This is a genomic window from Stenotrophomonas sp. CCNWLW57, from assembly GCF_037203925.1.
Taxonomy (GTDB): Bacteria; Pseudomonadota; Gammaproteobacteria; order Xanthomonadales; family Xanthomonadaceae; genus Stenotrophomonas; species Stenotrophomonas rhizophila_A.
Genome location: NZ_JBBCBJ010000001.1, coordinates 487,834 through 511,306, shown reverse-complemented (window position 1 = coordinate 511,306; position 23,473 = coordinate 487,834). Strand labels below are relative to the sequence as shown.

At 66.6% G+C, this 23,473-nt stretch carries 26 protein-coding genes; 11 read left to right on the top strand and 15 right to left on the bottom strand.

What is annotated here, in order from left to right; genetic code table 11:
• Nucleotides 1-54: 54 nt before the first annotated feature.
• From V9K91_RS02240 to V9K91_RS02220, 5 genes are read right to left on the bottom strand one after another with little or no spacing between them, the layout of a single operon-like run.
• On the bottom strand, nucleotides 55-465 hold the full coding sequence (locus V9K91_RS02240) for a PDZ domain-containing protein (protein ID WP_095363000.1): 411 nt from the start codon (nucleotides 463-465) through the stop codon (nucleotides 55-57).
• A 1-nt stretch (nucleotide 466) separates the two neighbouring features.
• Nucleotides 467-1,687 (bottom strand): FtsX-like permease family protein, encoded by a 1,221-nt coding sequence (locus V9K91_RS02235; protein ID WP_095362999.1) that lies wholly within the window; start codon nucleotides 1,685-1,687, stop codon nucleotides 467-469.
• Nucleotides 1,688-1,703: 16 nt separating this feature from the next.
• On the bottom strand, nucleotides 1,704-3,005 hold the full coding sequence (locus tag V9K91_RS02230) for an ABC transporter permease (protein WP_068854091.1): 1,302 nt from the start codon (nucleotides 3,003-3,005) through the stop codon (nucleotides 1,704-1,706).
• Nucleotides 3,006-3,016: 11 nt separating this feature from the next.
• Nucleotides 3,017-3,736, bottom strand: a complete 720-nt coding sequence (locus V9K91_RS02225; protein WP_336442615.1) for an ABC transporter ATP-binding protein — start codon at nucleotides 3,734-3,736, stop codon at nucleotides 3,017-3,019.
• A 32-nt stretch (nucleotides 3,737-3,768) separates the two neighbouring features.
• On the bottom strand, nucleotides 3,769-5,037 hold the full coding sequence (locus V9K91_RS02220) for an efflux RND transporter periplasmic adaptor subunit (RefSeq protein ID WP_093534630.1): 1,269 nt from the start codon (nucleotides 5,035-5,037) through the stop codon (nucleotides 3,769-3,771).
• 203 nt (nucleotides 5,038-5,240) lie between these two features.
• Between V9K91_RS02220 and glmS the strand changes: the two genes are divergently transcribed.
• From glmS to V9K91_RS02205, 3 genes are all read left to right on the top strand, one after another.
• Nucleotides 5,241-7,082 (top strand): glutamine--fructose-6-phosphate transaminase (isomerizing), encoded by a 1,842-nt coding sequence (glmS, locus tag V9K91_RS02215; protein ID WP_336442614.1) that lies wholly within the window; start codon nucleotides 5,241-5,243, stop codon nucleotides 7,080-7,082.
• A 211-nt stretch (nucleotides 7,083-7,293) separates the two neighbouring features.
• The gene (locus tag V9K91_RS02210) at nucleotides 7,294-7,752 is read left to right on the top strand and encodes a DUF2846 domain-containing protein (protein ID WP_095363106.1); all 459 of its coding nucleotides are present in this window, start codon (nucleotides 7,294-7,296) and stop codon (nucleotides 7,750-7,752) included.
• A 228-nt stretch (nucleotides 7,753-7,980) separates the two neighbouring features.
• On the top strand, nucleotides 7,981-8,412 hold the full coding sequence (locus tag V9K91_RS02205) for a CBS domain-containing protein (protein WP_095362998.1): 432 nt from the start codon (nucleotides 7,981-7,983) through the stop codon (nucleotides 8,410-8,412).
• Between the two features lie 40 nt (nucleotides 8,413-8,452).
• Here the strand turns inward: V9K91_RS02205 and V9K91_RS02200 are convergent, their stop codons facing one another.
• From V9K91_RS02200 to gloA, 6 genes are all read right to left on the bottom strand, one after another.
• Nucleotides 8,453-9,157 (bottom strand): hypothetical protein, encoded by a 705-nt coding sequence (locus V9K91_RS02200; RefSeq protein ID WP_249833152.1) that lies wholly within the window; start codon nucleotides 9,155-9,157, stop codon nucleotides 8,453-8,455.
• Entirely contained in the window at nucleotides 9,154-9,297 is a 144-nt protein-coding gene (locus V9K91_RS02195) for a hypothetical protein (RefSeq protein WP_249833151.1), read from the bottom strand. The genes V9K91_RS02200 and V9K91_RS02195 overlap by 4 nt, the downstream gene beginning before the upstream one ends.
• Nucleotides 9,298-9,545: 248 nt before the next feature.
• A complete protein-coding gene (locus V9K91_RS02190; protein WP_249833150.1) occupies nucleotides 9,546-11,012 on the bottom strand; it encodes a UdgX family uracil-DNA binding protein in 1,467 nt (488 codons plus the stop codon).
• Nucleotides 11,009-12,316, bottom strand: a complete 1,308-nt coding sequence (locus V9K91_RS02185; protein WP_093534009.1) for a putative DNA modification/repair radical SAM protein — start codon at nucleotides 12,314-12,316, stop codon at nucleotides 11,009-11,011. Before V9K91_RS02185 ends, V9K91_RS02190 begins: the two co-directional genes overlap by 4 nt.
• 90 nt (nucleotides 12,317-12,406) lie before the next feature.
• The gene (locus V9K91_RS02180; protein ID WP_068854082.1) at nucleotides 12,407-12,835 is read right to left on the bottom strand and encodes a VOC family protein; all 429 of its coding nucleotides are present in this window, start codon (nucleotides 12,833-12,835) and stop codon (nucleotides 12,407-12,409) included.
• Nucleotides 12,836-12,927: 92 nt separating this feature from the next.
• Entirely contained in the window at nucleotides 12,928-13,455 is a 528-nt protein-coding gene (gene gloA / locus V9K91_RS02175) for a lactoylglutathione lyase (RefSeq protein WP_249833148.1), read from the bottom strand.
• Between the two features lie 103 nt (nucleotides 13,456-13,558).
• Here gloA and V9K91_RS02170 point away from each other — a divergent pair, with 103 nt between their 5' ends.
• Nucleotides 13,559-14,671: a PLP-dependent cysteine synthase family protein gene (locus V9K91_RS02170; protein WP_093534005.1), complete on the top strand. Its 1,113-nt coding sequence runs from the start codon at nucleotides 13,559-13,561 to the stop codon at nucleotides 14,669-14,671.
• Nucleotides 14,672-14,788: 117 nt separating this feature from the next.
• Nucleotides 14,789-16,819, top strand: coding sequence for a M3 family metallopeptidase (locus V9K91_RS02165; protein ID WP_249833147.1), 2,031 nt, complete (start codon nucleotides 14,789-14,791; stop codon nucleotides 16,817-16,819).
• A gap of 104 nt (nucleotides 16,820-16,923) precedes the next feature.
• Here V9K91_RS02165 and V9K91_RS02160 read toward each other — a convergent pair whose 3' ends face one another.
• The 3 genes from V9K91_RS02160 to V9K91_RS02150 are packed head-to-tail and all read right to left on the bottom strand — an operon-like array spanning nucleotide 16,924 to nucleotide 18,800.
• Nucleotides 16,924-17,727 (bottom strand): glucose 1-dehydrogenase, encoded by an 804-nt coding sequence (locus V9K91_RS02160; protein ID WP_249833146.1) that lies wholly within the window; start codon nucleotides 17,725-17,727, stop codon nucleotides 16,924-16,926.
• The gene (locus tag V9K91_RS02155; protein WP_249833145.1) at nucleotides 17,718-18,311 is read right to left on the bottom strand and encodes a DUF1415 domain-containing protein; all 594 of its coding nucleotides are present in this window, start codon (nucleotides 18,309-18,311) and stop codon (nucleotides 17,718-17,720) included. The genes V9K91_RS02160 and V9K91_RS02155 overlap by 10 nt, the downstream gene beginning before the upstream one ends.
• Nucleotides 18,312-18,317: 6 nt before the next feature.
• Nucleotides 18,318-18,800, bottom strand: a complete 483-nt coding sequence (locus V9K91_RS02150) for a YajQ family cyclic di-GMP-binding protein (protein WP_249833144.1) — start codon at nucleotides 18,798-18,800, stop codon at nucleotides 18,318-18,320.
• Nucleotides 18,801-18,879: 79 nt separating this feature from the next.
• Here V9K91_RS02150 and V9K91_RS02145 point away from each other — a divergent pair, with 79 nt between their 5' ends.
• The 5 genes from V9K91_RS02145 (at nucleotide 18,880) to V9K91_RS02125 (ending at nucleotide 22,327) form a co-directional block, all read left to right on the top strand.
• Nucleotides 18,880-19,776 carry a DMT family transporter gene (locus tag V9K91_RS02145; RefSeq protein WP_095362990.1) on the top strand — a complete coding sequence of 299 codons (897 nt, stop codon included), beginning with the start codon at nucleotides 18,880-18,882 and terminating at the stop codon, nucleotides 19,774-19,776.
• 132 nt (nucleotides 19,777-19,908) lie between these two features.
• On the top strand, nucleotides 19,909-20,916 hold the full coding sequence (locus tag V9K91_RS02140; protein ID WP_249834390.1) for a methionine ABC transporter ATP-binding protein: 1,008 nt from the start codon (nucleotides 19,909-19,911) through the stop codon (nucleotides 20,914-20,916).
• A complete protein-coding gene (locus V9K91_RS02135) occupies nucleotides 20,913-21,602 on the top strand; it encodes a methionine ABC transporter permease (RefSeq protein ID WP_217535714.1) in 690 nt (229 codons plus the stop codon). Before V9K91_RS02140 ends, V9K91_RS02135 begins: the two co-directional genes overlap by 4 nt.
• Before the next feature lie 132 nt (nucleotides 21,603-21,734).
• On the top strand, nucleotides 21,735-22,013 hold the full coding sequence (locus tag V9K91_RS02130) for a type II toxin-antitoxin system RelE/ParE family toxin (protein WP_068854073.1): 279 nt from the start codon (nucleotides 21,735-21,737) through the stop codon (nucleotides 22,011-22,013).
• A gap of 11 nt (nucleotides 22,014-22,024) precedes the next feature.
• Nucleotides 22,025-22,327, top strand: a complete 303-nt coding sequence (locus V9K91_RS02125) for a HigA family addiction module antitoxin (RefSeq protein WP_083214286.1) — start codon at nucleotides 22,025-22,027, stop codon at nucleotides 22,325-22,327.
• Here V9K91_RS02125 and V9K91_RS02120 read toward each other — a convergent pair whose 3' ends face one another.
• Entirely contained in the window at nucleotides 22,328-22,930 is a 603-nt protein-coding gene (locus V9K91_RS02120) for a lipocalin family protein (protein ID WP_068854071.1), read from the bottom strand.
• 164 nt (nucleotides 22,931-23,094) lie between these two features.
• On the opposite strand from V9K91_RS02120, the gene V9K91_RS02115 reads away from it, so the two are divergent.
• Nucleotides 23,095-23,451: a hypothetical protein gene (locus tag V9K91_RS02115; protein ID WP_093533995.1), complete on the top strand. Its 357-nt coding sequence runs from the start codon at nucleotides 23,095-23,097 to the stop codon at nucleotides 23,449-23,451.
• The last annotated feature ends 22 nt before the right edge of the window (nucleotides 23,452-23,473 follow it).

Sequence of the window (23,473 nt, the reverse complement as noted above, 5' to 3'; positions counted from 1 at the left end):
AGGCAGAGAGTACCCGAGCGCCGGGCCCACCGGCAGGGTGGGCCCGGAAACGACTTACGGGCGGTCCGGCGGGGACGGTGGCGCCGGGGGCCGCGGCGGCGGCGGCGGTTGCACCGCGCGCCATGCCGCCGTGGGCACGCTGACCACCTGGTCGCGCCCGGCGCGGCGTACCGTGACCGGTACGCTGGCCTTGTCGCTGGCCGACAGCGCGTCGGTCAGCTCGCCCACCTTGTGCACCGGCACGCCGTCCACGCGCAGTACCTCGTCACCGGCCTGCACGCCGAAGCGGCCGGCCGGCGTGGCGGCGGTGATGCTGACCGTGCCCTGCCCGGACTCGATGGTCAGCCGCGCGCCATCCTGGCGCCAGTCCATGGTGGACGATTCGGTGCGGGTGCTTTCGGCGCAGGCCGTGGTGCTGACCAGCAGCAGTGCAGCGAGCGCGATGCGGATCGACGTGCTCGTCATGTCATGCACTCCGGGTCGCAACGGCCGGCGGCACCGCGGCCGCGCGATGGGCCGGGCCGAACACCGCCACCTGGCCCAGCAGCCACAGCAGCACCGCGCCGATCGGCAGGTAGGTGATCGGCATGCGCGGCAGCTCGTAGGCACCCATCAGCCACAGGTTGATCGAGTACGCCAGCAGCATCCCCAGCACGATACCCACCGTAGCCAGCAGGAAGTTCTCGGTCTGGAAATAGCGCAGGATCTGGCCGCGGGTGGCGCCCAGCGCACGCCGGATGCCGATCTGCTTGGTACGCTGCTGCACCCAGAAGCTGGCCAGGCCCACGATGCCCAACGCGGTGACCACCAGCAGCGCCACGCAGACCGTGATCAGCAGGCCGACCATCGCGCGGTCGTTCTGGAAGTACTTGGTGCGCTGTTCTTCGTAGGTGAGCTTGGCGCGCACCATGCGGCTGCTGTCCACCTTCTCCAGCGCGGCCACGGCGGCGGTGAGCACTTCCTGGCGGCGCGCCGCGTCGGTCACCCGGATCAGGTACGTGCCCATATCGTAGTTGACCCGCACCGGCAGGATCATCGAATAGCCGGTGTCGGACTCCACCGTCACCGGGCGCGCCAGTTCCTTCACCACGCCGACGATGCGTAGCGGCATGCGCCCGCTGTAGATCGTCTTGCCGATGGCCTGGCCATCCGGGAACAGCTTGGTGGCGGCCTTGCTGCTCAGGATCACCGCCGAGCCGCGTTGCTCGATGGTGGCGTCCTTCTCCACGTCTTCCAGGTTGGCGAATTCGTCGCCCTCGAAGTCGCGGCCGGCCACCAGCTGCAGGCCCATGGTATCCAGCGTACCTTCCATGGAGAAGTACTGCGCGGCGTTGAAGTTGGGGCGTTCCTGGTCGGGGATCAGCGACAGGCTGGTGTTCCAGGAGTTGCGCCGGAACGGCAGCTGGTTGATCGCCACTGCGTTCTTCACCCCGGGGATGGAGCGCAGCGCGGCCAGGTCCTCACGGGTACGGGCGGTGGCATTGACCTGCTTGCCGATGCCGCCCAGCCGCACTTCCAGCAGCTCCTGTTCGGCAATGCCGCTGGGCTGGTTGATCTTTTCCAGGCGCTGGCCGATCAGGAACAACGCGTTGCAGACGATCGCGCAGGTCAGCGCGATCTCCAGCACGATGAGTGCGGCGGCGGTCTTGTGCCGGCGCAACGTGCTCAGGATGGGTCGGATATCCATGATGTGCTCCGGATCCTTACTGCGATTTGAGTTGAATGGCGGGGGTGACCTGCATGGCGCGCAGCGCCGGCAGGAAACCGGCCAGCAGGCTGGCGGCCAGGGTCAGGCCGAAGGTGAGCAGCAGCATCTTGCCGTCCAGCGTGGCCAGCTTGGCGTAGTCCACCGGCTGCTGCCGAACTGCATACAGGCCCAGCAGGGCCAGTCCCAGGCCCAGCACGCCACCGGCCAGGCCGACGGTGCCGGCTTCGACCAGCGACTGCAGGAAGATCTGCCCACGGCTGGCACCCAGTGCGCGGCGTACGCCGATCTCGCCGCTGCGGCGCAGGAACTTGGCCAGCAGCAGGCCAACCGTGTTGATCAGGCACACCGCCAGGAAGCCCAGTGCCAGCCACAGCTGCAGGCGTACGTCGCTGGGCACCACCTGCTTGAAGTCCAACCACTCCATTACATTGCGCAGGCGCACGTTGGACGGACGCTGGAAGCGACCGGCGGCCTTCTGCTGTGCCGAATAGTTTTCCAGGTACGCCCGGTAGTCGCCGGCGTCGGCCGGCGAGGCCAGCTCAACCCAGTACTGCATCCACACGCACGGTGCATTGAGCGCGGTTTCCTCGCCGTTGGCGTTGTCCCAGCAGTTCATGTTGCCGTTGCGGCCGAACTTAAGGTCCAGCGCGGTGAACACCGGCACGAAGATGTCTTCGCTGTCGCCGTAGCGGCCGGTTTCCAGGTCGTAGAAGTGCGGGTTGGGATTCCATTCGTCCAGCACGCCGACGATGTTGAAGGTGTGCCCATCCATGCGCAATGGCTTGCCCACGCTGTTCTGGCCGTTGAACAACTTCTCGTTCAAGGCCTTGGAGATCACCGCCACCCGGCCACGGCCTTCGTCCTGGTCGGGCTTCCAGCCCTGGCCGTACTTGAACGGTGCATCGAACATGGTGAAGAAATCGCTGGACGCATAGCGCGCATCGGTGTCGAACGGGCGCAGCGTGCTGTTGTCCGGTTCCACCGTGACGCCACCACCGGTCATCAGCACCTGGTGTTTGGCCTTCTTTTCACGCAGCAACGTTTCGCCATCGAAGCGGGTGACCTGTTCTTCGGGCTCTTCGCTGGGCTGGTAGCCGATCATCGGTCGCGGGTCGACCTGCACGTTGAACAGGCGGTCGCTCTTCTGCGGGATCGGATCGCCTGACAGCACATGGAACACGGTCAGGGTGGTCATGGAAGCACCGATGCCCAGCGCGATGGCGATCACCATCAGCGCGGTCAGCACCTTGTTGCGCCGGAAGCTGCGCAGGGCCAGTCGGAAGTAGTAGGCGAGCATGGTGGCGGGCCTCAGTCGTTGAGCGTGGCGACGGCAACGCGCGGGGTGGCCAGCACCGGTTCGCGCACCAGGTCGGTGGCCTGGCCATCGACGATGTGCACGTTGCGCTGGGCACGCGCGGCCAGTTCCGGGTCATGGGTGACCATGACGATGGTGGTGCCGGCGGCGTTGATCTCTTCCAGCAGTTCCATCACGCCACGGGCCATCTGGCTGTCCAGGTTGCCGGTCGGTTCGTCGGCCAGCAGCAGGCGCGGGCTGCCGGCCAGGGCGCGGGCGATGGCGGCGCGCTGCTGCTGGCCGCCCGACAGTTCGGAGGGGTAGTGCTTCATGCGCGAGCCCAGCCCGACCTGGCCCAGCGCGCGTTCGATGCGCTGTTTGCGTTCGCTGGCCGGCATGCCGCGGTAACGCAGCGGCACGTCGACGTTGTCGAACAGGTTGAGGTCGGAGATCAGGTTGAAACCCTGGAAGATGAAGCCGATCTTCTGGTTGCGCAGGCGGCTGCGGGCATCGTCGCCCAGCTTGCTCACGTCCTGCCCATCGAGCATGTAGGTGCCGCTGGTGAAGGTTTCCAGCAGGCCGGCGATATTGAGGAAGGTGGTCTTGCCCGAACCGGACGGGCCGGTTACCGCAACGAACTCACCCTCGCGCACGTGCAGGTCCAGCGAACGCAGGGCATGGGTTTCCACCTGTTCGGTGCGGAATACTTTGGCGACCGAGCGCATATCGAGCATGGCTGTTTCCTTGGTTGAAGTGATGAGGGTGATCAGTTGATGGACACGGATTCGGCATCGCCGAACAGGTCAGCGCCGGAGACGACCACGCGGTCGCCCGGGCGCAGGCCGGACAGGATTTCCACTTCGCCCAGGCTGCTGACGCCCAGCCGGACCGGGCGGCGGATCGCGGTATCGCCATCCATGACGTAGGCCTGGCCGTTGCCCTGTTCCACGAACGGGCCACGCTCGACCTTGATGACATTGCGGCGGGTATCGAGCACGATCCGCGACTGCATGCGCTGGCTCTGGCGCAGGCCCTGCGGTTGTTTGTCGGTGAAGCGGATGCGGGCGTTCACTTCGCCGGCCACCACTTCGGGCGACACCGCGCTGATCTCGCCCGGGAACGGCTGGCCGTTGCCGCTGGTGAGCTGGGCCGGAATGCCGATGGACAGGTCGCGGGCGAAGCTTTCCGGCACCTTGATCTCGATCTCGAAGCGCGACAGATCGACCACGCCCAGGATCGGCGCGTTGGCCGCCACCTGGGTGTGCTGGGTGGCCTGGACCTGGCCCACCTGGCCATCGAACGGTGCGCGCAGGGTCAGCGCGTCCACCTGGCGCTGCACTTCTTCCACCACCGCGCGCTGGCGGTCGGCCAGCAGGCGCTTGTTGCGGGCATCGAGGTCCGCGCCCTGGCCCTGCAGGCGGGCGTCGGTCTGGGCGTTGGCCAGCGAGATGTCGGCCTTTTTCAGGCTGTCGTTGGCCTTGGCCAGGTCGATCTGCGGCACCGCGCCGCCGTCATAGCCGCGCTGGTAGCGCTGCAGGTCGCGTTCGGCGGCCTGGCGCTCAATGCTGGCCTGGTCGGTTTCCTTGCTGGCCTTGGCCCGGGCCAGGGTGGCATCGAGCACGGCGCGGCTGGCTTCGGCTTCCAGCCCGGCCAGGGTGGTGCGCTCCTGGGCCAGCTTGCTGCGCAGCTCGGGGCTGTCGATCACGGCCAGCTCCTGGCCCTTCTTCACCACGTCGCCGGCCACCACCTTCAGGTCCACCGTACCGGCGGAGATCGCGTACAGGATCGGGCTGTTGGCGGCGATCACCCGGCCATCGGCGGCCAGGTCGCGGACGAGGTCGCCCTGCTTGACCTCGGCAATACGCACCCGCGCGCTGTCAAAGGAGCGGCTGGACCCGAGCCAGGCGCGGGCAGCGAAGACGATCGCCAGCAGCACCACCAGCGCGGCGATGCCCGGCCACAGCCAGCGCTTCCACGGCGCGGCCGTGCCCGGGGTGGAGAGGGTCTGGTCCTGTGCGGAAGTGTCGCGGATCATCGGGCTCGTTCGCGGTTGGGTTGCGGTATACCAAGCACACCGCGTGCCAACATTGGCCCCTTTGAAAACAACAGCTTGCGAAGCGGGCGCGATTGTCCGGGTGTCCGCGGACACCGCAGCGGACACTTTTGTTAAGCGGACAGCGTCCAAGCGGTCCAGCCGCCCACGCTAGAATGGGCATTCGACAGCAGGGATCTGAATCTATGTGCGGGATTGTGGGGGCGATCGCGGATCGCGATGTGGTACCGGTACTCATCGAAGGACTGAAGCGGCTGGAATACCGGGGCTACGACTCGTCCGGCATCGCGGTACTGGACCAGACCCAGGCCCAGGCCGACGTGCGCCGCGTGCGCCGTACCGGCCGCGTGGCCGAGATGGAGAGGGCGGCCATTGCCGAAGGCTTCGACGCTACGCTCGGCATCGGCCACACCCGCTGGGCCACCCACGGCGGCGTGACCGAAGCCAATGCCCACCCGCACATCAGCCACGGCGTGGCGCTGGTGCACAACGGCATCATCGAAAACCACGAAGAGCAGCGTGAGCGCCTGCGCGGGTTGGGCTACGTGTTCGAGTCGCAGACCGACACCGAAGTCATCGCCCACCTGATGCACCACAACCTCAAGAACGGCGACAGCCTCCTGTCGGCGCTGCAGCGCACGGTCAAGGAACTGACCGGTGCCTACGCGCTGGCGGTGATGAGCCGCGCCGAGCCGGACCACTTCGTCTGTGCGCGCATGGGCTGCCCGCTGCTGGTGGGCCTGGGCCAGGGCGAGAACTTCGTGGCCTCCGACGTGTCAGCGGTGATCTCGGCCACCCGCAACGTGATTTTTCTGGAAGAGGGCGACACCGCCGACATCCGCCGCGATGGCGTGCAGGTGTATGACGAACACAACCAGCCGGTGGACCGTGGCGTGCACCAGTCGGATGTGTCGCTGGCCTCGCTGGAGCTGGGCCCGTACCGCCACTTCATGCAGAAGGAAATCCATGAACAGCCGCGCGCGCTGGGCGACACCATAGAAGCGGCGATCGACGCCGGAGGCTTCCCGGCCGAGCTGTTCGGCAAGAACGCCGAAAGCGTGCTGGCCGGCATCGAAGGCGTGCAGATCCTTGCCTGCGGTACCAGCTACTACGCCGGCCTGACCGCGCGTTACTGGATCGAATCCATCGCCGGCCTGCCGTGCAGCGTGGAGATCGCCAGCGAGTACCGCTACCGCGCCGCGTATGCCAACCCCAAGCACCTGATCGTCACCATCTCCCAGTCCGGTGAAACCCTGGACACGATGGAGGCGCTGAAGTACGCCAAATCGCTGGGCCACCTGCACACGCTGTCGATCTGCAACGTGCCGGAAAGCGCGATCCCGCGCGCCAGCGAACTGGTCTGCTACACCCGTGCCGGTGCCGAGATCGGCGTGGCCTCGACCAAGGCGTTCACCACCCAGCTGGCCGCGCTGTTCCAGCTGACCGTGGTGCTGGGCAAGCTGCACGGCCGCATCGATGCCGCGCAGGAAGCGGAGTACCTGGAGCAGCTGCGCTTCCTGCCGGGCAGCGTGCAGCATGCGCTGAACATGGAACCGCAGATCGCCATCTGGGCCGAGCGCTTCGCGCGCAAGAACAGCGCCCTGTTCCTGGGCCGCGGGCTGCATTACCCGATCGCACTGGAAGGCGCGCTCAAGCTCAAGGAAATCACCTACATCCACGCCGAAGCCTACCCTGCTGGCGAGCTCAAGCACGGCCCGCTGGCGCTGGTGGATGAAGACATGCCGGTGGTGGTGATCGCGCCCAACGACAGCCTGCTGGAGAAGGTCAAATCCAACATGCAGGAAGTGCGCGCGCGTGGCGGCGAGCTGTTCGTGTTCGCCGACCAGGACAGCAACTTCGTCGAATCCGAAGGCGTGCACGTCATCCGCACCCCGCGCCACGCCGGCGTGCTCAGCCCGGTGGTGCACACCATCCCGGTGCAGCTGCTGGCGTACCACACCGCCTTGGCGCGCGGCACCGACGTGGACAAGCCGCGCAACCTGGCCAAGAGCGTGACGGTGGAATAGCAAGCGACCAAGGTCGGTTGCGGGTAGGGAAGGGCGACCCTGAGGGGCCGCCCTTTTTCATGGTGGTACCCGGCCCCTATACAGCTTTGTAGAGACCCGGATAGACTCCGCGACGGCGCCACAGGCCGCGACCCCCACCGCACCGACTCGCCATCCGATGTCCAACAATCGCGTGCAGGATGCACGCCACAGGGGGCTTTGTTTGAACAAGATGTTGATGCTGGGGGTGGCTGCGGCCATCACCTTGATGTCCGGCTGCGCGTCGGTTCCGATGGCTGACAAGGGGACGCTGGATGTCGCCAAGACGTTCCCCGCTCCGGAAGCGGGCAAGGCGGGCGTCTATGTGTTTCGCAACAGCGGAATAGGCCAGGCGCTCAAGAAGGATGTCCTGATCGACGGGGAGTGCCTGGGTGAGACCGCGAACAAGGTGTTCTTCTACACCCTGGTTGCGGGCGACCGCGAGCACACCTTCTCCACCGAGTCGGAGTTCTCGCCGAACGATCTGAAGCTGGTCACAGCTTCGGGCCAGAACTACTTCATCCGGCAGTCCATCAAGATGGGCGTCTTTGTGGGCGGTGCGAAGCTCGAGGCGGTGCCGGAAGCAGAAGGGCGCCGCCAGATTGCCAGCCTCAAGCTGGCTGCGCACGGCACGTGCTCGGTCAAGAAATGAATGGCTAGGTAGCGACCGGTGGTCGCTGCACCATCCCAGGCAAAGGGCGGTCCACCCGGGCCGCCCTTTGCCGTTTCTGGCGTCGGGAAAACTTTAGTCGAGTCCGCCTGCGACATTCAGCGTCGGTTCTAGTCGGAATGCCATTCTCGGGGTGTCAGCCGCTGGCTGCGTCAATCGGTCCCACCACGCAAGGCGTGTGGCTTCACCCAGTCTGCAACAGGAAAAAGAATGAACGTCCGCGAACTTCTGCAATCCAAGAAAGACTCCGTTGTCACCATCGACGTCGAAGACACGATCGGCGCCGCCGCCCACAAGATGAGCGCGCACAAGATCGCCGCGCTGGTGGTGATGAAGGATGATGTGCCGGTCCGGATCATCTCCGAGAAAGACATCGTGCGCAGCCTGGCCGACGATGGCCCCCAGGCGGGTCGCCGGGTCATCGCCACGCTTCCCTCAGCCGGCTTGGAAGGCATCGCCCCCGAGGCGACCCTGAAGCAGGCCATGGCGCTGATGACCTACTCGCGCCACCGCCACCTGATGGTGACCGAAGGCAGCAAGCTGGTGGGCATCCTGAGCCTGGGTGACATCGTCAAGAACCTGCTCAGCGAGCTGGAGCTGGAGAAGGCGGTGCTTCAGGACATCTACATGGCTGCACATTAACGGAACGCCGTAGAGCGGGGCAGAGTACCGCTCTACTGGTTCAGCGCGTGGCGGCTTCCGCGCGTTGGCGGGACTTGGCAGTGCTTTCTCGTACCAGACGCATCGCGGTTTGAGCCTTGGTGAGCTCTGGTTGAGAGAGCTCCTTCGTATCCGGCGGGAGAAACCAGCCCTTGATGCAGCCGGTGTCTCTCAAGGCAATCTGCACATGGCTATCCCTGTGAAATCCGGAGTTCGGCGCGATTTCGGGGCCTTGCCGGAAGGCGCCCCGCACGGCTTGGAACTGCTCGAGCCCGGCAACGTCCTGGCGGCTTGAATGTATGAATTGGATCACCGCTCTATCCAGTCCACGAAGTAGGATCTCTTCGTCACGTGCGTCCACCGGGACATTCAGAGGGAGTGACTGCCCAATACGAAGGTAGCCCGCCTGAAAGTTCAGGTAGGCGTTCTCGAACTCCAGACGGCCGGCCTTTGTGGTCATGTCAAGGCATCGGTGAACGCTGAAGACACACCCAACGACGGCTGGTGTCGCAATGGGTCTCGCAGTCAATCTGCGCTGCGGTTGGCTGGCCGCTGCTTCGGCAAATGCCATCGCCCTGTCTTCATCGCCTTCGAACAGGTAGAAGCCTGGGCCGAGCCAGTCGTACTGATTGCCACTGGGCGAAGGCGACAGTCGTCCGGAAACCAGTCCGTCTCTTACCGTGACGTCGCAGCCGTGATAACCGAGCTGAAGATGTCCATCGTTCATCGGTAGCCGCGCTTCAGCTTGCCAGAAGCGGTCAAGATGCCGGACTTGCGTATGATCGCCTCCGCCTGCTCCGGCGTCATGTCATATATCCGGCGAATCCTTTCCTCGTCGCTCAAGGTCAGCAGGTCCGCGGCGCTCATCCGTACGCGTCTGCTTTCACTCCTTTCGGCAACAGAGGGCTGCTTACTGGATTTTGAAGTAGTCATGGATGCAGAATACCGTCGCGCGGCCTGCCCCACCCAGGTGCCTCCTCAACCTGTAATCGGCCAGCGTGCCGGACATGGGAAGGAGGCTGAAAAATGCACAAAAAGAACGACTTCAATCACTCAGGCACGCTGCGGATCAGCCCCTACCCATTGTCGCGAATGGCAATCGGGTGGGTTTCGACCTACCCGTGTTTGCCGGAAGGGTGGTGGGTGGGAATGTGATCCGCAAGCTTCGCCAAGTCGTCCAGCATCAGTCGATACGCATCCGCCTGCGCCGGGCCCGCGCTTTGCCGCAGTACCCACGATGGGTGGACCGTGGCGAACCCGCGCGTGCCGTCTTCCAGGGTATGCCATTGGCCACGGTCGCGACCTAGTAGGAAGCCGGGACCAAACACGGCACGCGCTGCACTGGCGCCCAGGCAGACGATTACTTTCGGGCTCACCTGTTCAATCTCCGCCAGCAACCATGGCCGGCACGCGTTGATATGGGTGACCTGAGGTTTGGAATGGATGCGCTTCTTTCCGCGCCGCTCGTAGCGGAAGTGCTTCACCGCGTTGGTCAGGTACAGCGTGTTGCGATCGATGCCCAGGTCCTGCAGCGCACGATTCAACAGCTGCCCCGCCGGCCCGACGAAGGGGTGGCCGCTCAGGTCCTCGGAGTCCCCGGGTTGCTCGCCTACCAGCATTACCTGCGCATCGCGCGGGCCTTCGCCGAACACGGTCTGGGTGGCCGGCTCCCAGAGCGGGCAACGGCGGCAACCGGCCGCCGCGGTGCGCAGCTCGTCGAGAGAATTGCCGTTCGCGGTTGCCGGGCCGCGCAGGGGAATGTGCTGCTCCGGTATCCGACGTTGTGGTGCCTGCGCTTCACGGTCATGCATTTCCTGCACGCGGTCACCGGCATCGCGCACCAGCGTGGGCAGCAGGCTCGCCTCCGGCAGGTGCTTCCAGTACCTGGCCGGCATTTCCTGCTGCATCATCCGCGTGTTGAGCCGGGCAGGGTTGAAGATGTTGGCGTAGTAGGTGCGCCACAGCTCTTCGCGCGCATCCTCCACCGGCGCATCCGCCTGCTTGCTGCCGGGGCCGAATGCCAGCACTTGGCCGTCCCAGCGCGCGCTGCGATACGGCGTGAGGATCGCCCAGCGCATGCCCGCGAAGCGGCGCGCGAAGAACGGCGCGACCCGATCCACGATGAAGTGATCGGGCTCGAACCAGGCGATGAAGGCATCCTCTTCGCCCGGTACTTCGCGGAAACGCACGAAGGCTTTCATCTTGTGGCTGTCGCGGCGCACCGCCTGGGCGAGGGCCATGGCACGCAGCACGTCCGGATCGGCCGGGTTGGTGAGCAGGCCACGCTCGCCGTGGGTGATCCGCCACAGCATGCGGTACAGCAGCGGGTGACGCTGAGGATCGCGGTGGCACAGGCAGGTGGCGGCCAGTTCGAGGAACGCCTTCGGCACCGCAATGGCGGCGGCTTCAGGGTCAGGCGCGGACAGGGTGGCCAGCGCCGGCGCGTCCAGCAGCGAACCTTCACCCTCCTGCAGCCAGTCCAGCTGCTCCGGCGCGACGCGGTGCTGCAGCGCCCGCCGCGCGGCCTCACGCCAGGATTGCACCGACCACGACGGGTCGACCCGCACACTCCAGCGGCTCATGCGGCAGCGTCGGGAAACAGCGAGGCCTGGCGCGGTGGCGGTGCCAGCCGCGCGCGCAGCGCGGTGGGGTCATCCAGTGCGCGACGCGGGTGATGATCGGCCAGCTGCACGAACGGCAGCAGCTTGCTCATCGGTGCGCGCAGGCGGGCTACGTCGGCCACGCGCAGGCGGCCATGGCGGCGTGCCATCAGTACGCGCTTGACGTTGCGTACGCCCAACCCCGGCACGCGCAGCAGCATCTCCTTCGACGCCACGTTGAGATCGACCGGGAAGCGTTCGGGGTGGCGGATCGCCCAAGCCAGCTTCGGGTCGATGTCCAGGTCGAGCATGCCGTTCTGCGTGGTGTCGGTGATTTCGTCCACGCCATAGCCATAGAAGCGCAGCAGCCAGTCGGCCTGGTACAGGCGGTGTTCGCGCGCCAGCGGCGGTGCCTGCACTGGTAGCAGCCGGCTCGCATCGGGGATAGGGCTGAAGGCCGAGTAGTACACCCGGCGCATGCGGTAGTTGCCGTACAGGTTGTCGGCAGCACCGAGGATCTGCTGGTCGCTGGCGCCGTCGGCACCGACGATCATCTGCGTGCTTTGCCCGGCGGGTGCGAAGCGCGGTGCGCGGGCGCGTCCGGCACGCTTGGTCGGGGCGGTCGGCGCCGGTGCCGCCACCGTGGTGGGCTTGGCCTCGCTGGTAGTCCTGGCCTCCTTGGCTTCTTCGATGCGCCAACGCAGTTCACCCATCGCGCCGCGGATGGAAGGCAACGATTTCTCTGGCGCGAAGCTGCTCAAGCCCTCCTCGGTGGGCAGCTCGATGTTGATCGACAGGCGGTCGGCGTAGCGACCGGCCGCCGCCAGCAATTCGGGTGAGGCTTCCGGAATGGTCTTGAGATGGATGTAGCCGGAGAACCGGTGTTCCTCGCGCAGCTGGCGCGCCACTTCCACCATCTGCTCCATGGTGTAGTCGGCATTGCGGATGATGCCGCTGGAAAGGAACAACCCTTCGATGTAGTTGCGCTTGTAGAAATCCATGGTCAGCGCGACGACTTCGGCCACGTTGAAGCGTGCGCGCGGTACGTTGCTGGAGACCCGGTTCACACAGTACGCGCAGTCGTAGATGCAGAAGTTGGTGAGCAGAATCTTCAGCAACGAGACGCAGCGACCGTCAGGGGTGTAGCTGTGGCAGATGCCGGCGCCTTCGGTGCTGCCGATGCCGCCGGACGCGCGCGAATCCCGCCGCCCCGCGCCACTGGAGGCGCAGGACGCGTCGTACTTGGCGGCATCGGCCAGAATCGCCAGTTTGCGTATCGTCTCCATGGAGAGACGGTAGGGGCGGCCAGTCTCACGTTGTGAGACTGGCGTGGGTGGTGGCTGAAGGGTTCAGGCGCGGCCGGGTAACGACGGTACTCAGAACGTGACTTTCACCGAGTCGGCGCTGTAGGTCGCCGGGCCGTGGTACACGACCTCGATGTTGTTGCCGTCCGGATCGATCGCGAAGGCGGCGTAATAGCCCGGGTGGTAGGGGCGTTCGCCGGGGGCGCCGTTGTCCTTGCCGCCTGCGGCCAACGCCGCCTTGTGGAAGGCATCGACGGTGGCGCGGTCGCGGGCCTGGAAGGCCAGGTGGTGGCGGCCGGTCAGTTCACCGGCGGCCGCCTCGCTGTCGGCGGTGGAAATGAACAGCTCATCGGCCCAGAAATACGTATCGCCCTCGCCGGCGATGGGAATGCCGATGGTGTCGAACACGGCCTGGTAGAAGCGGCGGCTGGCCGGCAGGTCACGCACGATCAGTTGCAGGTGGTCGATCAGCCGGCCGCGGTGCAGTTCCATGGTTTCCATGCGGGTTCCTTCGGGTGGAAAGGAACGCAGGTATACCACCGGCGGTGCACGCCCGCCTTGGCAGGGCGTGCACATTGTTGAAGCCGGGGCGGTCAGCCAATCGGGGTGTTGGAGATGATCTCCACCCAATAGCCGTCCGGGTCCTTGATGAAGGCCAGGTGCTTCATGCGGCCGTCTTCCAGGCGCTTCTGGTAGGGCACCTGCAGCTCATCGAAGCGCTGGCAGGCGGCCTGGATGTCCGGCACGGAGACGCAGATGTGGCCGAAGCCGCGCGGGTCCTGGTTGCCGTCGTGGTACACGCGGCCTTCCTGGCTTTCGGTGCCATGGTTGTGGGTCAGTTCCAGCACGCCCGGAAGGCCGGCCATCCACACCCGGCGGGCGTCGTCGCCCTCGGGGATGGACGTGCCCGCCGGCAGCAGGGCCAGGAAGTACAGGCTGAACTGCGCCTCGGGGAAATCGCGCTGGTCGAGCAGGCGGAAGCCGAGCACGCGGGTGTAGAAGTCCAGCGAGGCGGCGGCGTCCTTGACGCGCAGCATGGTGTGGTTGAACACGAAGCCGGTGGTTTCGGCCGGCGGCTGGGCGGCAACGCCCGGCTGGGACTGCAGGGAGGCAAGGCTCATGGAAGATCCTGTGGGGGTGCCGCGCAATGCGGCTGGCCGTTCATTTTAGCGGGGCGGCGGCAAGGGGACGTAGAATGCTGCATCTTCCTGGCCCGTCGTCGACATGTCGCAGCGTGAATGGGTGGCCGCCGCCATCCGCAAGATCGAAGCCGATTTCAACCGTTCGGCCGATACCCACCTCATTCCGATGGACCTGCCCGGCCACCCGGGCATCGAGCTGTACTTCAAGGACGAATCCAGCCATCCCACCGGCAGCCTGAAGCACCGCCTGGCGCGCTCGCTGTTCCTGTACGCACTGGCCAACGGCTGGCTGCGCGAAGGGCGCCCGGTGATCGAGGCGTCCAGCGGCTCCACCGCGGTGTCCGAAGCCTACTTCGCGCGCCTGCTGGGCCTGCCATTCATTGCCGTGATGCCGGCCACCACCTCGCCGGAAAAGATCGCCGCCATCGAATTCCATGGCGGGCGCTGCCACCTGGTGGAGCGCGCCTGCGACCTGAACTGCGATTCGGAAAAGCTGGCCCGCGAAACCGGCGGCCACTTCATGGACCAGTTCACCTACGCCGAGCGCGCCACCGACTGGCGTGCCAACAACAACATCGCCGAATCCATCTTCAAGCAGATGGCCGAAGAGCCGCATCCGGTGCCGGAATGGATCGTGTGCAGCCCCGGCACCGGCGGTACCGCCGCCACGCTGGGTCGTTATGTCAGCTACCGCCGGCATGACACCCGCATCCTGTGCGCGGACCCGGAAGTGTCGGTGTTCTTCGACGGCTACCGCGCGGCCCTGGCCGGTGAACCGTGGCGCGAGCTTACCTGCAGCGGTGGTTCGCGGGTGGAAGGCATCGGCCGCCCACGAGTGGAATCGAGCTTCATCCCGACCAGCGTGGATGCGATGGTCAAGGTGCCCGACGCGCTGAGCCTGGCGGCCATGCGCCATGTCAGCCGCCAGCTGGGGCGCCGGGTCGGCGGCTCCACCGGTACCAATTTCATCGGCGTGCTGCATGCCGCCGAGCGCATGCGTGCGGCCGGGCGCAGCGGCTCGATCGTGACGATCCTGTGCGACAGCGGCGAACGCTATGCGCACAGCTACTACAACCCGGACTGGTACCCGCGGCAGGGCATCGACGTGGAGCAGGCCGATGCGGTGATCGCGGCGGCCGTGGCCGGGCAGGGCCTGCCGGAGCTGCCCAACGCCGCGCTGGAAGCCCTGTACTGAGCACCGCAGGCGGGCGAACGGCCACGAACCCGTGGCCGGCGGGGCTTGTGCAGCGCCGGGTCCGGTGCCATATCGTGGGAAACGCCGGCGTACCGGCCCTGCTGTCTGGAGACCCCTGTGACCCCTGCCAATCCCCTGCTCGATTTTTCCGGCCTGCCCCGTTTCGATGCGATCCAGCCCGAGCACATCGGGCCGGCCATCGACACCTTGCTGGCGCAGGCCGAAGCGGCGGTGAAAGCCGCCGAAACCGTGCAGCCGGTCAGCTGGGCCAGCTTCGTCGAGCCGCTGGACGATGCCACCGAACGCCTGTGGCGCGCCTGGGGCCAGGTCGGCCACCTGCAGGCGGTGGTGAACACCCCGGCGCTGCGCGAGGCCTACAACAGCAACCTGCCGAAGGTGACCCGCTTTGGCAGCGCGCTCGGCCAGAACCTGGCGCTGTTCGAGCAGTACCGCGCGCTGGCCGCCTCACCGGAAGCGACGCAGTACGACCCGGCCCGGCGCAAGGTGCTGGACAACGCACTGCGCGATTTCCGCCTGGGTGGCGCCGAACTGGACGAGGCCGGCAAGGCGCGTTACAGCGCGATCCGCGAGGAGCTCTCGGCGCTGTCGGCCACCTTCTCGCAGAACGTGCTCGATGCGACCGATGCGTGGTCGCTGCACGTGGAAGACCGCAGCGAACTGGCCGGCCTGCCCGATGACGTGGTCGCCGCTGCGCGCGCCGCCGCGGAGAAGGAGGGTCTTCCAGGCTGGAAGCTGACCCTGCAGATGCCGTGCTACCTGCCGGTGCAGACCTATGCAGAACACCGCCCGCTGCGCGAGACGCTGTACCGCGCCAACGCGCTGCGCGCCTCCGAGTTCGGCGATCCCAAGCTGGACAACAGCGCGCACATCGATCGCGTGCTGGCGCTGCGCGCCGAGCTGGCGACCCTGCTGGGCTTTGCCAACTACGCCGAGTACTCCATCGCCACCAAGATGGCCGACGACGCGCCGCAGGTGCTGGGTTTCCTGCGAGATCTGGCCGGGCGTGCCAAGCCCTATGCGCAGCGCGACCGCGCCGAGCTGGATGCCTTCGCGCGCGATGAACTGGGCCTGCCTGCGCTGGAAGCGTGGGACCTCGCCTTTGCCTCCGAGAAACTGAAGCAGGCGCGTTACAGCTATTCCGAGCAGGAAGTGAAGCAGTACTTCACCGAGCCGAAGGTGCTGGAGGGTTTGTTCAGCGTCATCCACGGCCTTTATGGCCTGCAGGTGCAGCCCGACCAGGCGCCGGTGTGGCATCCGGACGTGCGCTTCTTCCGCCTGGTCGATGCGCAGGGCGCGCTGGTCGGCCAGTTCTACCTGGACCTGTACGCGCGCGAAGGCAAGCGCGGCGGCGCGTGGATGGACGACTGCCGCAACCGCCGTGATACCGCGCAGGGCGTGCAGACGCCGCTGGTGTATCTGGTGTGCAACTTCGGCAAGGGAGCCGATGACAAGGCCTCGACCTTCAGCCACGACGAGGTGACCACGCTGTTCCATGAAATGGGCCATGGCCTGCACCAGCTGCTGACCCGCATCGGCGAGCTGGGCGTGGCCGGCATCAATGGCGTGGAATGGGATGCGGTGGAGCTGCCCAGCCAGTTCATGGAGAATTTCTGCTGGGAATGGGACCGCGTGCAGGCCATGACCGCGCATGTGGACAGCGGCGAGCCGCTGCCGCGCGCGCTGTTTGACCGGATGCTGGCCGCGCGCAACTTCCAGAGCGGCATGTTCACCGTGCGCCAGCTCGAGTTCGCGCTGTTCGACATGCAGCTGCACAGCAGTTTCGATCCGGTGCAGGACAGCGTGCTGCAGCTGCTGGAACGCGTGCGAGACGAAGTGGCGGTCAACCGCCCGCCGGAATGGAACCGCTTCCCGCACCAGTTCAGCCACATTTTCGCGGGTGGGTATGCGGCGGGCTACTACAGCTACAAGTGGGCCGAGGTGCTCAGCGCCGATGCGTACGCCGCATTCGAGGAAGCGCCGGAGCAGGTGGCCGAAACGGGCAGGCGCTTCCGCGATGAAGTGTTGTCACGGGGCGGCAGCCGGAGTGCAGCGGAGAATTTCGCGGCGTTCCGCGGGCGTGCGCCGAACGTGGACGCGTTGCTGCGTCACAACGGCATGGCCGGTTGATGCGATGGGTACCGACCAACGGTCGGTACCTACCGGTACGACCGTTGGTGCGCACGCACCATTGATCCGGGTAGGTGCCGACCGTTGGTCGGCAAGGCGGTGAATCACTCGGCGTAGATCATCGTGCGGCTCATGCCGCCATCGACGATGTGGTCCTGTCCGGTGATGAAGCCGGACAGGTCCGAGAGCAGGAACACCGCTAGCGCACCGATGTCTTCCGGCTGGCCGACGCGCCCCACCGCATGCTGGGCATGGTCGCGGCGCGACAGCTTCGGCGTGCGCCGCCGTGCCGGGGCCTGCCAGGCATCGGTGGTGATCCACCCGGGGCTGATGCTGTTGACCCGCACATCGGGCCCGCTGCTGATCGCCAGCGCGTGGGTAAACGCCACCAGCCCGCCCTTCGCCGCCGCATAGGCTTCGCTGTCCGGCTCGGACTGCCAGGCGCGGGTGGAGGCGATGTTGATGATCGCCCCGCCGGCCTGCGCACGCAGCGCTGGCAGTGCGTGCTTGCTGCACAGGAACGCCCCGTGCAGGCTGGACAGGCGGCGCTGCCATTCGGCCAACGTCATGTCAGCCAACGGCGTCCCATGCGCGCTGGCGATGCCGGCGTTGTTGACCAGCCCATCAATCCGCCCGAAACGCTTCAGCGTGGCCTTGACCAGCGCCTGCACGCTGCGTTCGCTGGCGACATCCGCACGCTGGAACGCGGCGCGCTCCGGCAGTGCCCATTCCTTCAGGCAGGCGCGGCCGGCGTCGGCGTCCAGGTCGGCGATCATCACGCTGCCGCCGGCGCCCAGCACCGCCTGCGCGATGCCACGACCCACGCCCTGCGCGCCACCGGTGACGATCACCACGCGGTCGCGCAGCGGTTGCGCGGGCCAGTCGGTGATGGCCGGGGTCAGTGGCACCGGGGGGTGTCCTTGCGGCCGAGCAGGCGGGTCCAGCCTTCGATGCCCAGCTTGTCCAGCGTTTCGATGTTGCGCTCGACGATCACGTCCGGGTCCGGGAAGGCGGCCACGGCGCGTTCCACGCTGTCTTCGCGCAGCAGGTGCAGGGTCGGGTAGGGCGCGCGGTTGGTGTAGTTGCTCACGTCATCCGGCGCGACCCCGGCGAACTGGTACTGCGGGTGGAAGCTGGCCACCTGCAGGATGCCCTGCAGGTCCAAGGCTTCGATCGCGGCATCGGCGTTGTCGAGGAAGTCGTTGTAATCCAGGAAATCGGTCAGCACGTCCGGGTGCACGATCAGCGTGGTGTCGATCTGCTCGGCCGGGGTATCGCGCAGCAGCACCAGCTCCTCGGCGAGTTCTTCCACCAGCGCTTCGACGGTGGTGGCGTCGCTGAGCACGAAGCGCACCTGGTTCTTCACGTACACGGCCTTGGCGAACGGGCACAGGTTCAGGCCGATGACGATCTGCTCCAGCCAACGCCGGGTTTCCGCGATGGGATCGCTGCCGTCCGGCGCGGTGTCGGCGATGAGGGGCATGTCATTCATGGGCAATCAGTCGCGGAAATTGTCGAACTGCAGCGGAACCTCGAACGTGCCTTTCCTGAGCAGCGCCATCACGTCCTGCAGATCGTCGCGCTTCTTGCCGGTGACGCGCAGCTTGTCGCCGTTGATCTGGCTGTCGACCTTGAGCTTGGCTTCCTTGATCGCGGCGGCGATCTTCTTGGCCACCTTCTGCTCGATGCCCTGTTTGACCGTGATCTTCTGGCGGGCGCCGGCGAGGTTGGTTTCGATATCACCGAATTCCAGGCAGGCGGCATCGATCTTCCGCGCGGTCAGGCGCTGACGCAGGATGTCGGTCATCTGCTGCAGCTGGAAGTCGCTGGGCGCGGACTGGCTGATGACGCTGTCGTCCAGCACGAACTTGGCATCCACGCCCTTGAAATCGAAGCGGGTGGACAGCTCGCGGTTGGCCTGGTCGACCGCATTGGTCAGTTCGTGGATGTCGACTTCGGAAACGACGTCAAAAGAGGGCATGGGGCAAACTCCTGCAGGTGAAGCCGCCATTCTAACAACCCCCGCATGGACGTCCCGGCAAGGGCGGTGATAATGGGCCATGGAATCCCAACGCACCCCCACCCGTGCCGTCGCCTGGATGCTCATGGCCGTGGCCTGCTTCTCGCTGATGGATGCGGGCATGAAGCAGTTGTCCTCCAGCTACCCGACCCTGCAGGTCACCTTCCTGCGTGGCGCGGCGTCGCTGCCGTTCGTGCTGGTCTGGGTGCTGGCCACGGCCGGCCCGCGCTCGTTGATTCCGGTCCGGTGGGGCCTGCACCTGCTGCGCGGGCTGCTCGGCATGGCCATGATCGGGTGCTTCGTGTTCGCCCTGCGCAGCCTGCCGCTGTCCACCGCCTACACCATCTATTTCGTGGCGCCGCTGCTGATCGCCGCGCTGTCGGTGCCGCTGCTCGGTGAATACGTCGGGCCCCGCCGCTGGATCGCCATCGGCATCGGCCTGGTCGGGGTGCTGGTGGTGCTGCGTCCCGGCGTGGATGGCTTCATTTCCATTCCGGGCCTGATGGTGCTGCTGGCGGCCACCGCCTATGCGGTCGCGGCGATCACCGTCAGCATGCTGACCCGCACCGATACGCCGCAGTCGATGGTGGTCTGGTTCCTGGTGATCCTGGCGCTGGGCGCCGGGTTGCTGGCGATCCCGGACTGGCAGCCGCTGCAGTTGCGCCATGGCTGGCTGATCGCCGGCATGGGCCTGGCCGGGGCGGGTGGCCAGGTGGCGCTGACGCGGGCCTTCCAGCTGGGCGAGGCCTCGCTGATCGCCCCGCTGGAATACACCGGGCTGGTCTGGGTGATCGGCTGGGACCTGTTGTTCTGGGGCGTGCTGCCGGACCGCTTCACCTGGCTGGGCGCGGCGATCATCGTGGCCTCCGGGCTGTACCTGCTGCACCGCGAGCGGGTCCGCCAGGTGCGGGCGCCGCAGCCGCTGGACCACCCCTGAGCGCCGCCGGGCGGGCGATGACGCCGCCTTATAATCAAACGGAATATGATTCGCTGCTGCCGCGCGGGCCAGGGCCGTCCCGCGCTGGTAGGCTGCACGCCCCCTCCCGTCGATGCCCCGGTTGACCGCGAAGTGATCGAGTTCCAGCGCCTGCACAAATCCTATGCCGTCGGCGGCCGCGCGATCGCCGCGCTGCAGCCGCTGGACCTGACCATCGAGGCCGGCGAAGTGTTCGGCATCATCGGCCATTCCGGCGCGGGCAAATCGACCCTGATCCGGCTGATCAACCGGCTGGAAGAGCCGACCGGTGGCCGCCTTCTGATCAACGGCGAGGACGTCACCGCGCTGGACCGCGACGGCCTGCGCGCGCTGCGCCGGAAGATCGGCATGATCTTCCAGCACTTCAACCTGCTGTCCTCGCGCACGGTGGCGGCCAACGTGGCCTTCCCGCTGGAGCTGGCCGGCACCCCGCGTGCGGACATCGACGCACGGGTAAGCGAACTGCTGCATACCGTGGGCCTGGAGGCGCACGCCAACAAGTATCCGGCACAGCTGTCCGGCGGCCAGAAGCAGCGCGTCGGCATCGCCCGCGCCCTGGCCACCCGCCCGCAGATCCTGCTGTGCGACGAAGCGACCAGTGCGCTCGACCCGCAGACCACCGCCTCGGTGCTGAAGCTGCTGGGCCGGATCAACCGCGAGCTGGGCCTGACCATCGTGCTGATCACCCACGAGATGGATGTGATCCGCCGCGTCTGCGACCGCGTGGCCGTGCTCGATGCTGGCCACCTGGTAGAAACCGGGCCGGTCACCGAGGTGTTCCTGCACCCGCAGCACCCGACCACGCGCCGCTTCGTCAACGAATCCGAGCAGGTCGACGAAGGCGAGCTGCACAAGGATTTCGACGCCGTGGCAGGGCGCATTGTGCGCCTGACCTTCCTCGGTACCGATACCTATGAGCCGGTGCTGGGCCGCATCGCCCGCGAGACGGGGGTGGACTACAACATCCTGTCCGGCCGCATCGACCGCATCAAGGACACCCCGTATGGCCAGCTGACGGTATCGCTGGTAGGCGGCGACGTTCAGGCCGCGCAGGCCGGCTTCGTTGCCGCCGGCGTCCACCTGGAGGAGCTGCGCCGATGATCATCGCTACTGCGGGCGGGTTCTTCCGCCACCTCGACGCCGCCAAATGGGCCGATATCGGCCAGGCCACCGTCGACACCCTGCTGATGCTGGCCGGCTCACTGCCGCTCACGCTGGCCATCGGCCTGCCGCTGGGCGTGCTGCTGTTCCTGACCGGTTCGCCGCAGCTGCACCGCAAGCCGGTGCTGTATGGCGGGCTGGCGCTGCTGGTCAACCTGCTGCGCTCGGTGCCTTTCATCATCCTGATGATCGTGCTGATTCCCATCACGCTGTGGATGATGGGCACCTCGCTCGGCGTACGCGGCGCGATCGTGCCGCTGGTCATCGGTGCCGCACCGTTCTACGCGCGCCTGGTGGAAACCGCGCTGCGCGAAGTGGATCGTGGCGTGATCGAAGCCAGCCAGGCGATGGGCGCCACCACCTGGCAGCTGGTCAGCCGGGTGCTGCTGCCCGAAGCACGGCCGGGCCTGATCGCCGGTGCCACGGTCACCGTGATCGCGCTGATTGGCTTCACTGCAATGGGCGGCGCGATCGGCTCCGGTGGGTTGGGCGACCTGGCGTTCCGCGACGGCTACCAGCGCTCGCACACGGACGTGGCCCTGGTCACCGTGGTGCTGCTGCTGGTGCTGGTCCAGCTGCTGCAGATGCTGGGTGACTGGTTGGTAGGGCGGTATTCGCGCAAGTAAGGGGCGTACCTGGCGCAATCCTTGAGCCTGGCGATACGAACCGGCGATCGGATTGATCTGGCGTTCGACCGCGTCGGCATTGCGTGATCCGCGTCTGTGCTATATTCCGTTTGGCGTATTACGCTAAACGGAATGATCCAGTCCTTCCGCTGCCGCCATACGCTTGCCCTGTTCGAAGGCCGATGCCCACGGCGGTTCCGCAGCATCCAGGCGGTTGCCGAGCGCAAACTGCAGATGCTGGACGCGGCGCAGACCCTGCAGTTCCTGCGCAGTCCGCCCGGCAACCGTCTTGAAGCGCTGGCGGGCGAACGACGAGGGCAGTTCAGCATCCGCATCAATGTCCAATGGCGCGTGTGTTTCACCTGGACGGATGCAGGTCCGTGCCATGTCGAAATCGTTGATTACCACTGAGGATGCCGACCATGAGCCGTGCCGCCAACAAACTGAGGGCCATCCACCCGGGCGAAATCCTGCGGGAGGAATTCATGGCGCCGCTCGAGCTGAGCATCAATGCGCTCGCGCGTGCCCTGGACGTGCCGGCCACCCGGCTGCATGCCATCGTGCATGAAACCCGGGGCGTCACCGCGGATACGGCGGCCCGGCTGGCGCGCCATTTCGGCGGTGACGCCGCCTCGTGGCTCGCACTGCAGGCCGAATACGACCTCAAGACCCTGTCTACGTGGCAGGACATCGAACGCAGGGTCATGCCGCGCGTTGCGGCCTGATCACCTTACGTTCGGAACCTCGTAGCCCAGGCGGTCCACCTGCTCGGGGTGCTGCGGCACGCGCTTGAGCTTGTCGGTGTTGACCCCGTACTGGTCGCGCAGGCGCGTGGCCAGTTCCTTGTACAGGTCCTTGTCCATGTCCGGCTTGCGCGCGAAGATCCAGGCCATCTCGCGGCCCGGGTACCCCAGCATCGCCCACGAATAATCCGGCGCCACTTCCAGTACGCGGGTATGGGTCGGCACCACCTTGTAGAACCAGGTGCGCCAGTTGTGGTTGCCGCTTTCCTCGTCCACGGAGGCGCGCACGGTCAGTTCCTGCTGCGGCTGCGAGAAGCCATCGCGGAAGCGATACGTGATGGCCACCTTCTGGTCGCCGCGCAGCGTGTACTGGTTGACGCTGGCCACGTGGCCGCGCTCGACCGGGTTCGGCACGCGGCCGATGACGTACCAGGTACCCATGAACTTCTGCAGGTCGATCGGCGCGCTGGCCGGGGTGCTGACCGTCGGCACCGGGGTCGGCTTGCTGTCGCCGAACGCACAGGCGGACAGCAGCGACAGCGTCGACAGCAGCAGGACAACGCGAAGCGGGCGGTTCGAAGACATGCGGCGAAAAGCTCCAGTGGTGGTACAGGCCATGGGTCGGTCAGCGTGGCTGCAGGCATGGTGGGTGGGACGGAAGAGAACGTCAATGGCGGGAATGCGAAGGTCGCAGCCTGTGAGATGGCAGCGCGGCAAGGTGACGCATCACTTTCGCATGGAGCCCTGTCATGACCCTGTCGTCTTCGCGCCGTTCCCGCACCCCGCAGCCTGGCACGCGTGCTCTGCAGGCTCCCGATCCCCGCATCCTCCGGGGCGTTCGCCAGGTGGCCCTGGCCGGCTTGGCCGTGGTGCTGGTCTGGCCGGCCGCGCGTGGCAGCAGTGAATGGGTGGGGTGGTTGCCGATGTGGCTGGTCGGCATGCCGTGCCTGGCGTGGTGGAGCCTGTACCGCTTCCGCCTGCCGACGTCGCTGTTGGCCTGGCAGGCCCGCCGCCGGCGCGGCCCGCAGGCGCGGCGCCGGGTGCGCCGCGCGGCTCCCCGCCTTCGCCCTGACCTTCGACAGGGGGGAGCGGGGCAGGCCGTGTGATAGCGTCCGGGGGATATGACCG

Bases quoted from the DNA above. Each gene is read 5' to 3' on its own strand.
- V9K91_RS02240 (WP_095363000.1), bottom strand. From the start codon at position 465: ATGACGAGCACGTCGATCCGCATCGCGCTCGCTGCACTGCTGCTGGTC.
- V9K91_RS02235 (WP_095362999.1), bottom strand. From the start codon at position 1,687: ATGGATATCCGACCCATCCTGAGCACGTTGCGCCGGCACAAGACCGCC.
- V9K91_RS02230 (WP_068854091.1), bottom strand. From the start codon at position 3,005: ATGCTCGCCTACTACTTCCGACTGGCCCTGCGCAGCTTCCGGCGCAAC.
- V9K91_RS02225 (WP_336442615.1), bottom strand. From the start codon at position 3,736: ATGCTCGATATGCGCTCGGTCGCCAAAGTATTCCGCACCGAACAGGTG.
- V9K91_RS02220 (WP_093534630.1), bottom strand. From the start codon at position 5,037: ATGATCCGCGACACTTCCGCACAGGACCAGACCCTCTCCACCCCGGGC.
- glmS (WP_336442614.1), top strand. From the start codon at position 5,241: ATGTGCGGGATTGTGGGGGCGATCGCGGATCGCGATGTGGTACCGGTA.
- V9K91_RS02210 (WP_095363106.1), top strand. From the start codon at position 7,294: ATGTTGATGCTGGGGGTGGCTGCGGCCATCACCTTGATGTCCGGCTGC.
- V9K91_RS02205 (WP_095362998.1), top strand. From the start codon at position 7,981: ATGAACGTCCGCGAACTTCTGCAATCCAAGAAAGACTCCGTTGTCACC.
- V9K91_RS02200 (WP_249833152.1), bottom strand. From the start codon at position 9,157: ATGAACGATGGACATCTTCAGCTCGGTTATCACGGCTGCGACGTCACG.
- V9K91_RS02195 (WP_249833151.1), bottom strand. From the start codon at position 9,297: ATGAGCGCCGCGGACCTGCTGACCTTGAGCGACGAGGAAAGGATTCGC.
- V9K91_RS02190 (WP_249833150.1), bottom strand. From the start codon at position 11,012: ATGAGCCGCTGGAGTGTGCGGGTCGACCCGTCGTGGTCGGTGCAATCC.
- V9K91_RS02185 (WP_093534009.1), bottom strand. From the start codon at position 12,316: ATGGAGACGATACGCAAACTGGCGATTCTGGCCGATGCCGCCAAGTAC.
- V9K91_RS02180 (WP_068854082.1), bottom strand. From the start codon at position 12,835: ATGGAAACCATGGAACTGCACCGCGGCCGGCTGATCGACCACCTGCAA.
- gloA (WP_249833148.1), bottom strand. From the start codon at position 13,455: ATGAGCCTTGCCTCCCTGCAGTCCCAGCCGGGCGTTGCCGCCCAGCCG.
- V9K91_RS02170 (WP_093534005.1), top strand. From the start codon at position 13,559: ATGTCGCAGCGTGAATGGGTGGCCGCCGCCATCCGCAAGATCGAAGCC.
- V9K91_RS02155 (WP_249833145.1), bottom strand. From the start codon at position 18,311: ATGAATGACATGCCCCTCATCGCCGACACCGCGCCGGACGGCAGCGAT.
- V9K91_RS02150 (WP_249833144.1), bottom strand. From the start codon at position 18,800: ATGCCCTCTTTTGACGTCGTTTCCGAAGTCGACATCCACGAACTGACC.
- V9K91_RS02145 (WP_095362990.1), top strand. From the start codon at position 18,880: ATGGAATCCCAACGCACCCCCACCCGTGCCGTCGCCTGGATGCTCATG.
- V9K91_RS02135 (WP_217535714.1), top strand. From the start codon at position 20,913: ATGATCATCGCTACTGCGGGCGGGTTCTTCCGCCACCTCGACGCCGCC.
- V9K91_RS02130 (WP_068854073.1), top strand. From the start codon at position 21,735: ATGATCCAGTCCTTCCGCTGCCGCCATACGCTTGCCCTGTTCGAAGGC.
- V9K91_RS02125 (WP_083214286.1), top strand. From the start codon at position 22,025: ATGAGCCGTGCCGCCAACAAACTGAGGGCCATCCACCCGGGCGAAATC.
- V9K91_RS02120 (WP_068854071.1), bottom strand. From the start codon at position 22,930: ATGTCTTCGAACCGCCCGCTTCGCGTTGTCCTGCTGCTGTCGACGCTG.
- V9K91_RS02115 (WP_093533995.1), top strand. From the start codon at position 23,095: ATGACCCTGTCGTCTTCGCGCCGTTCCCGCACCCCGCAGCCTGGCACG.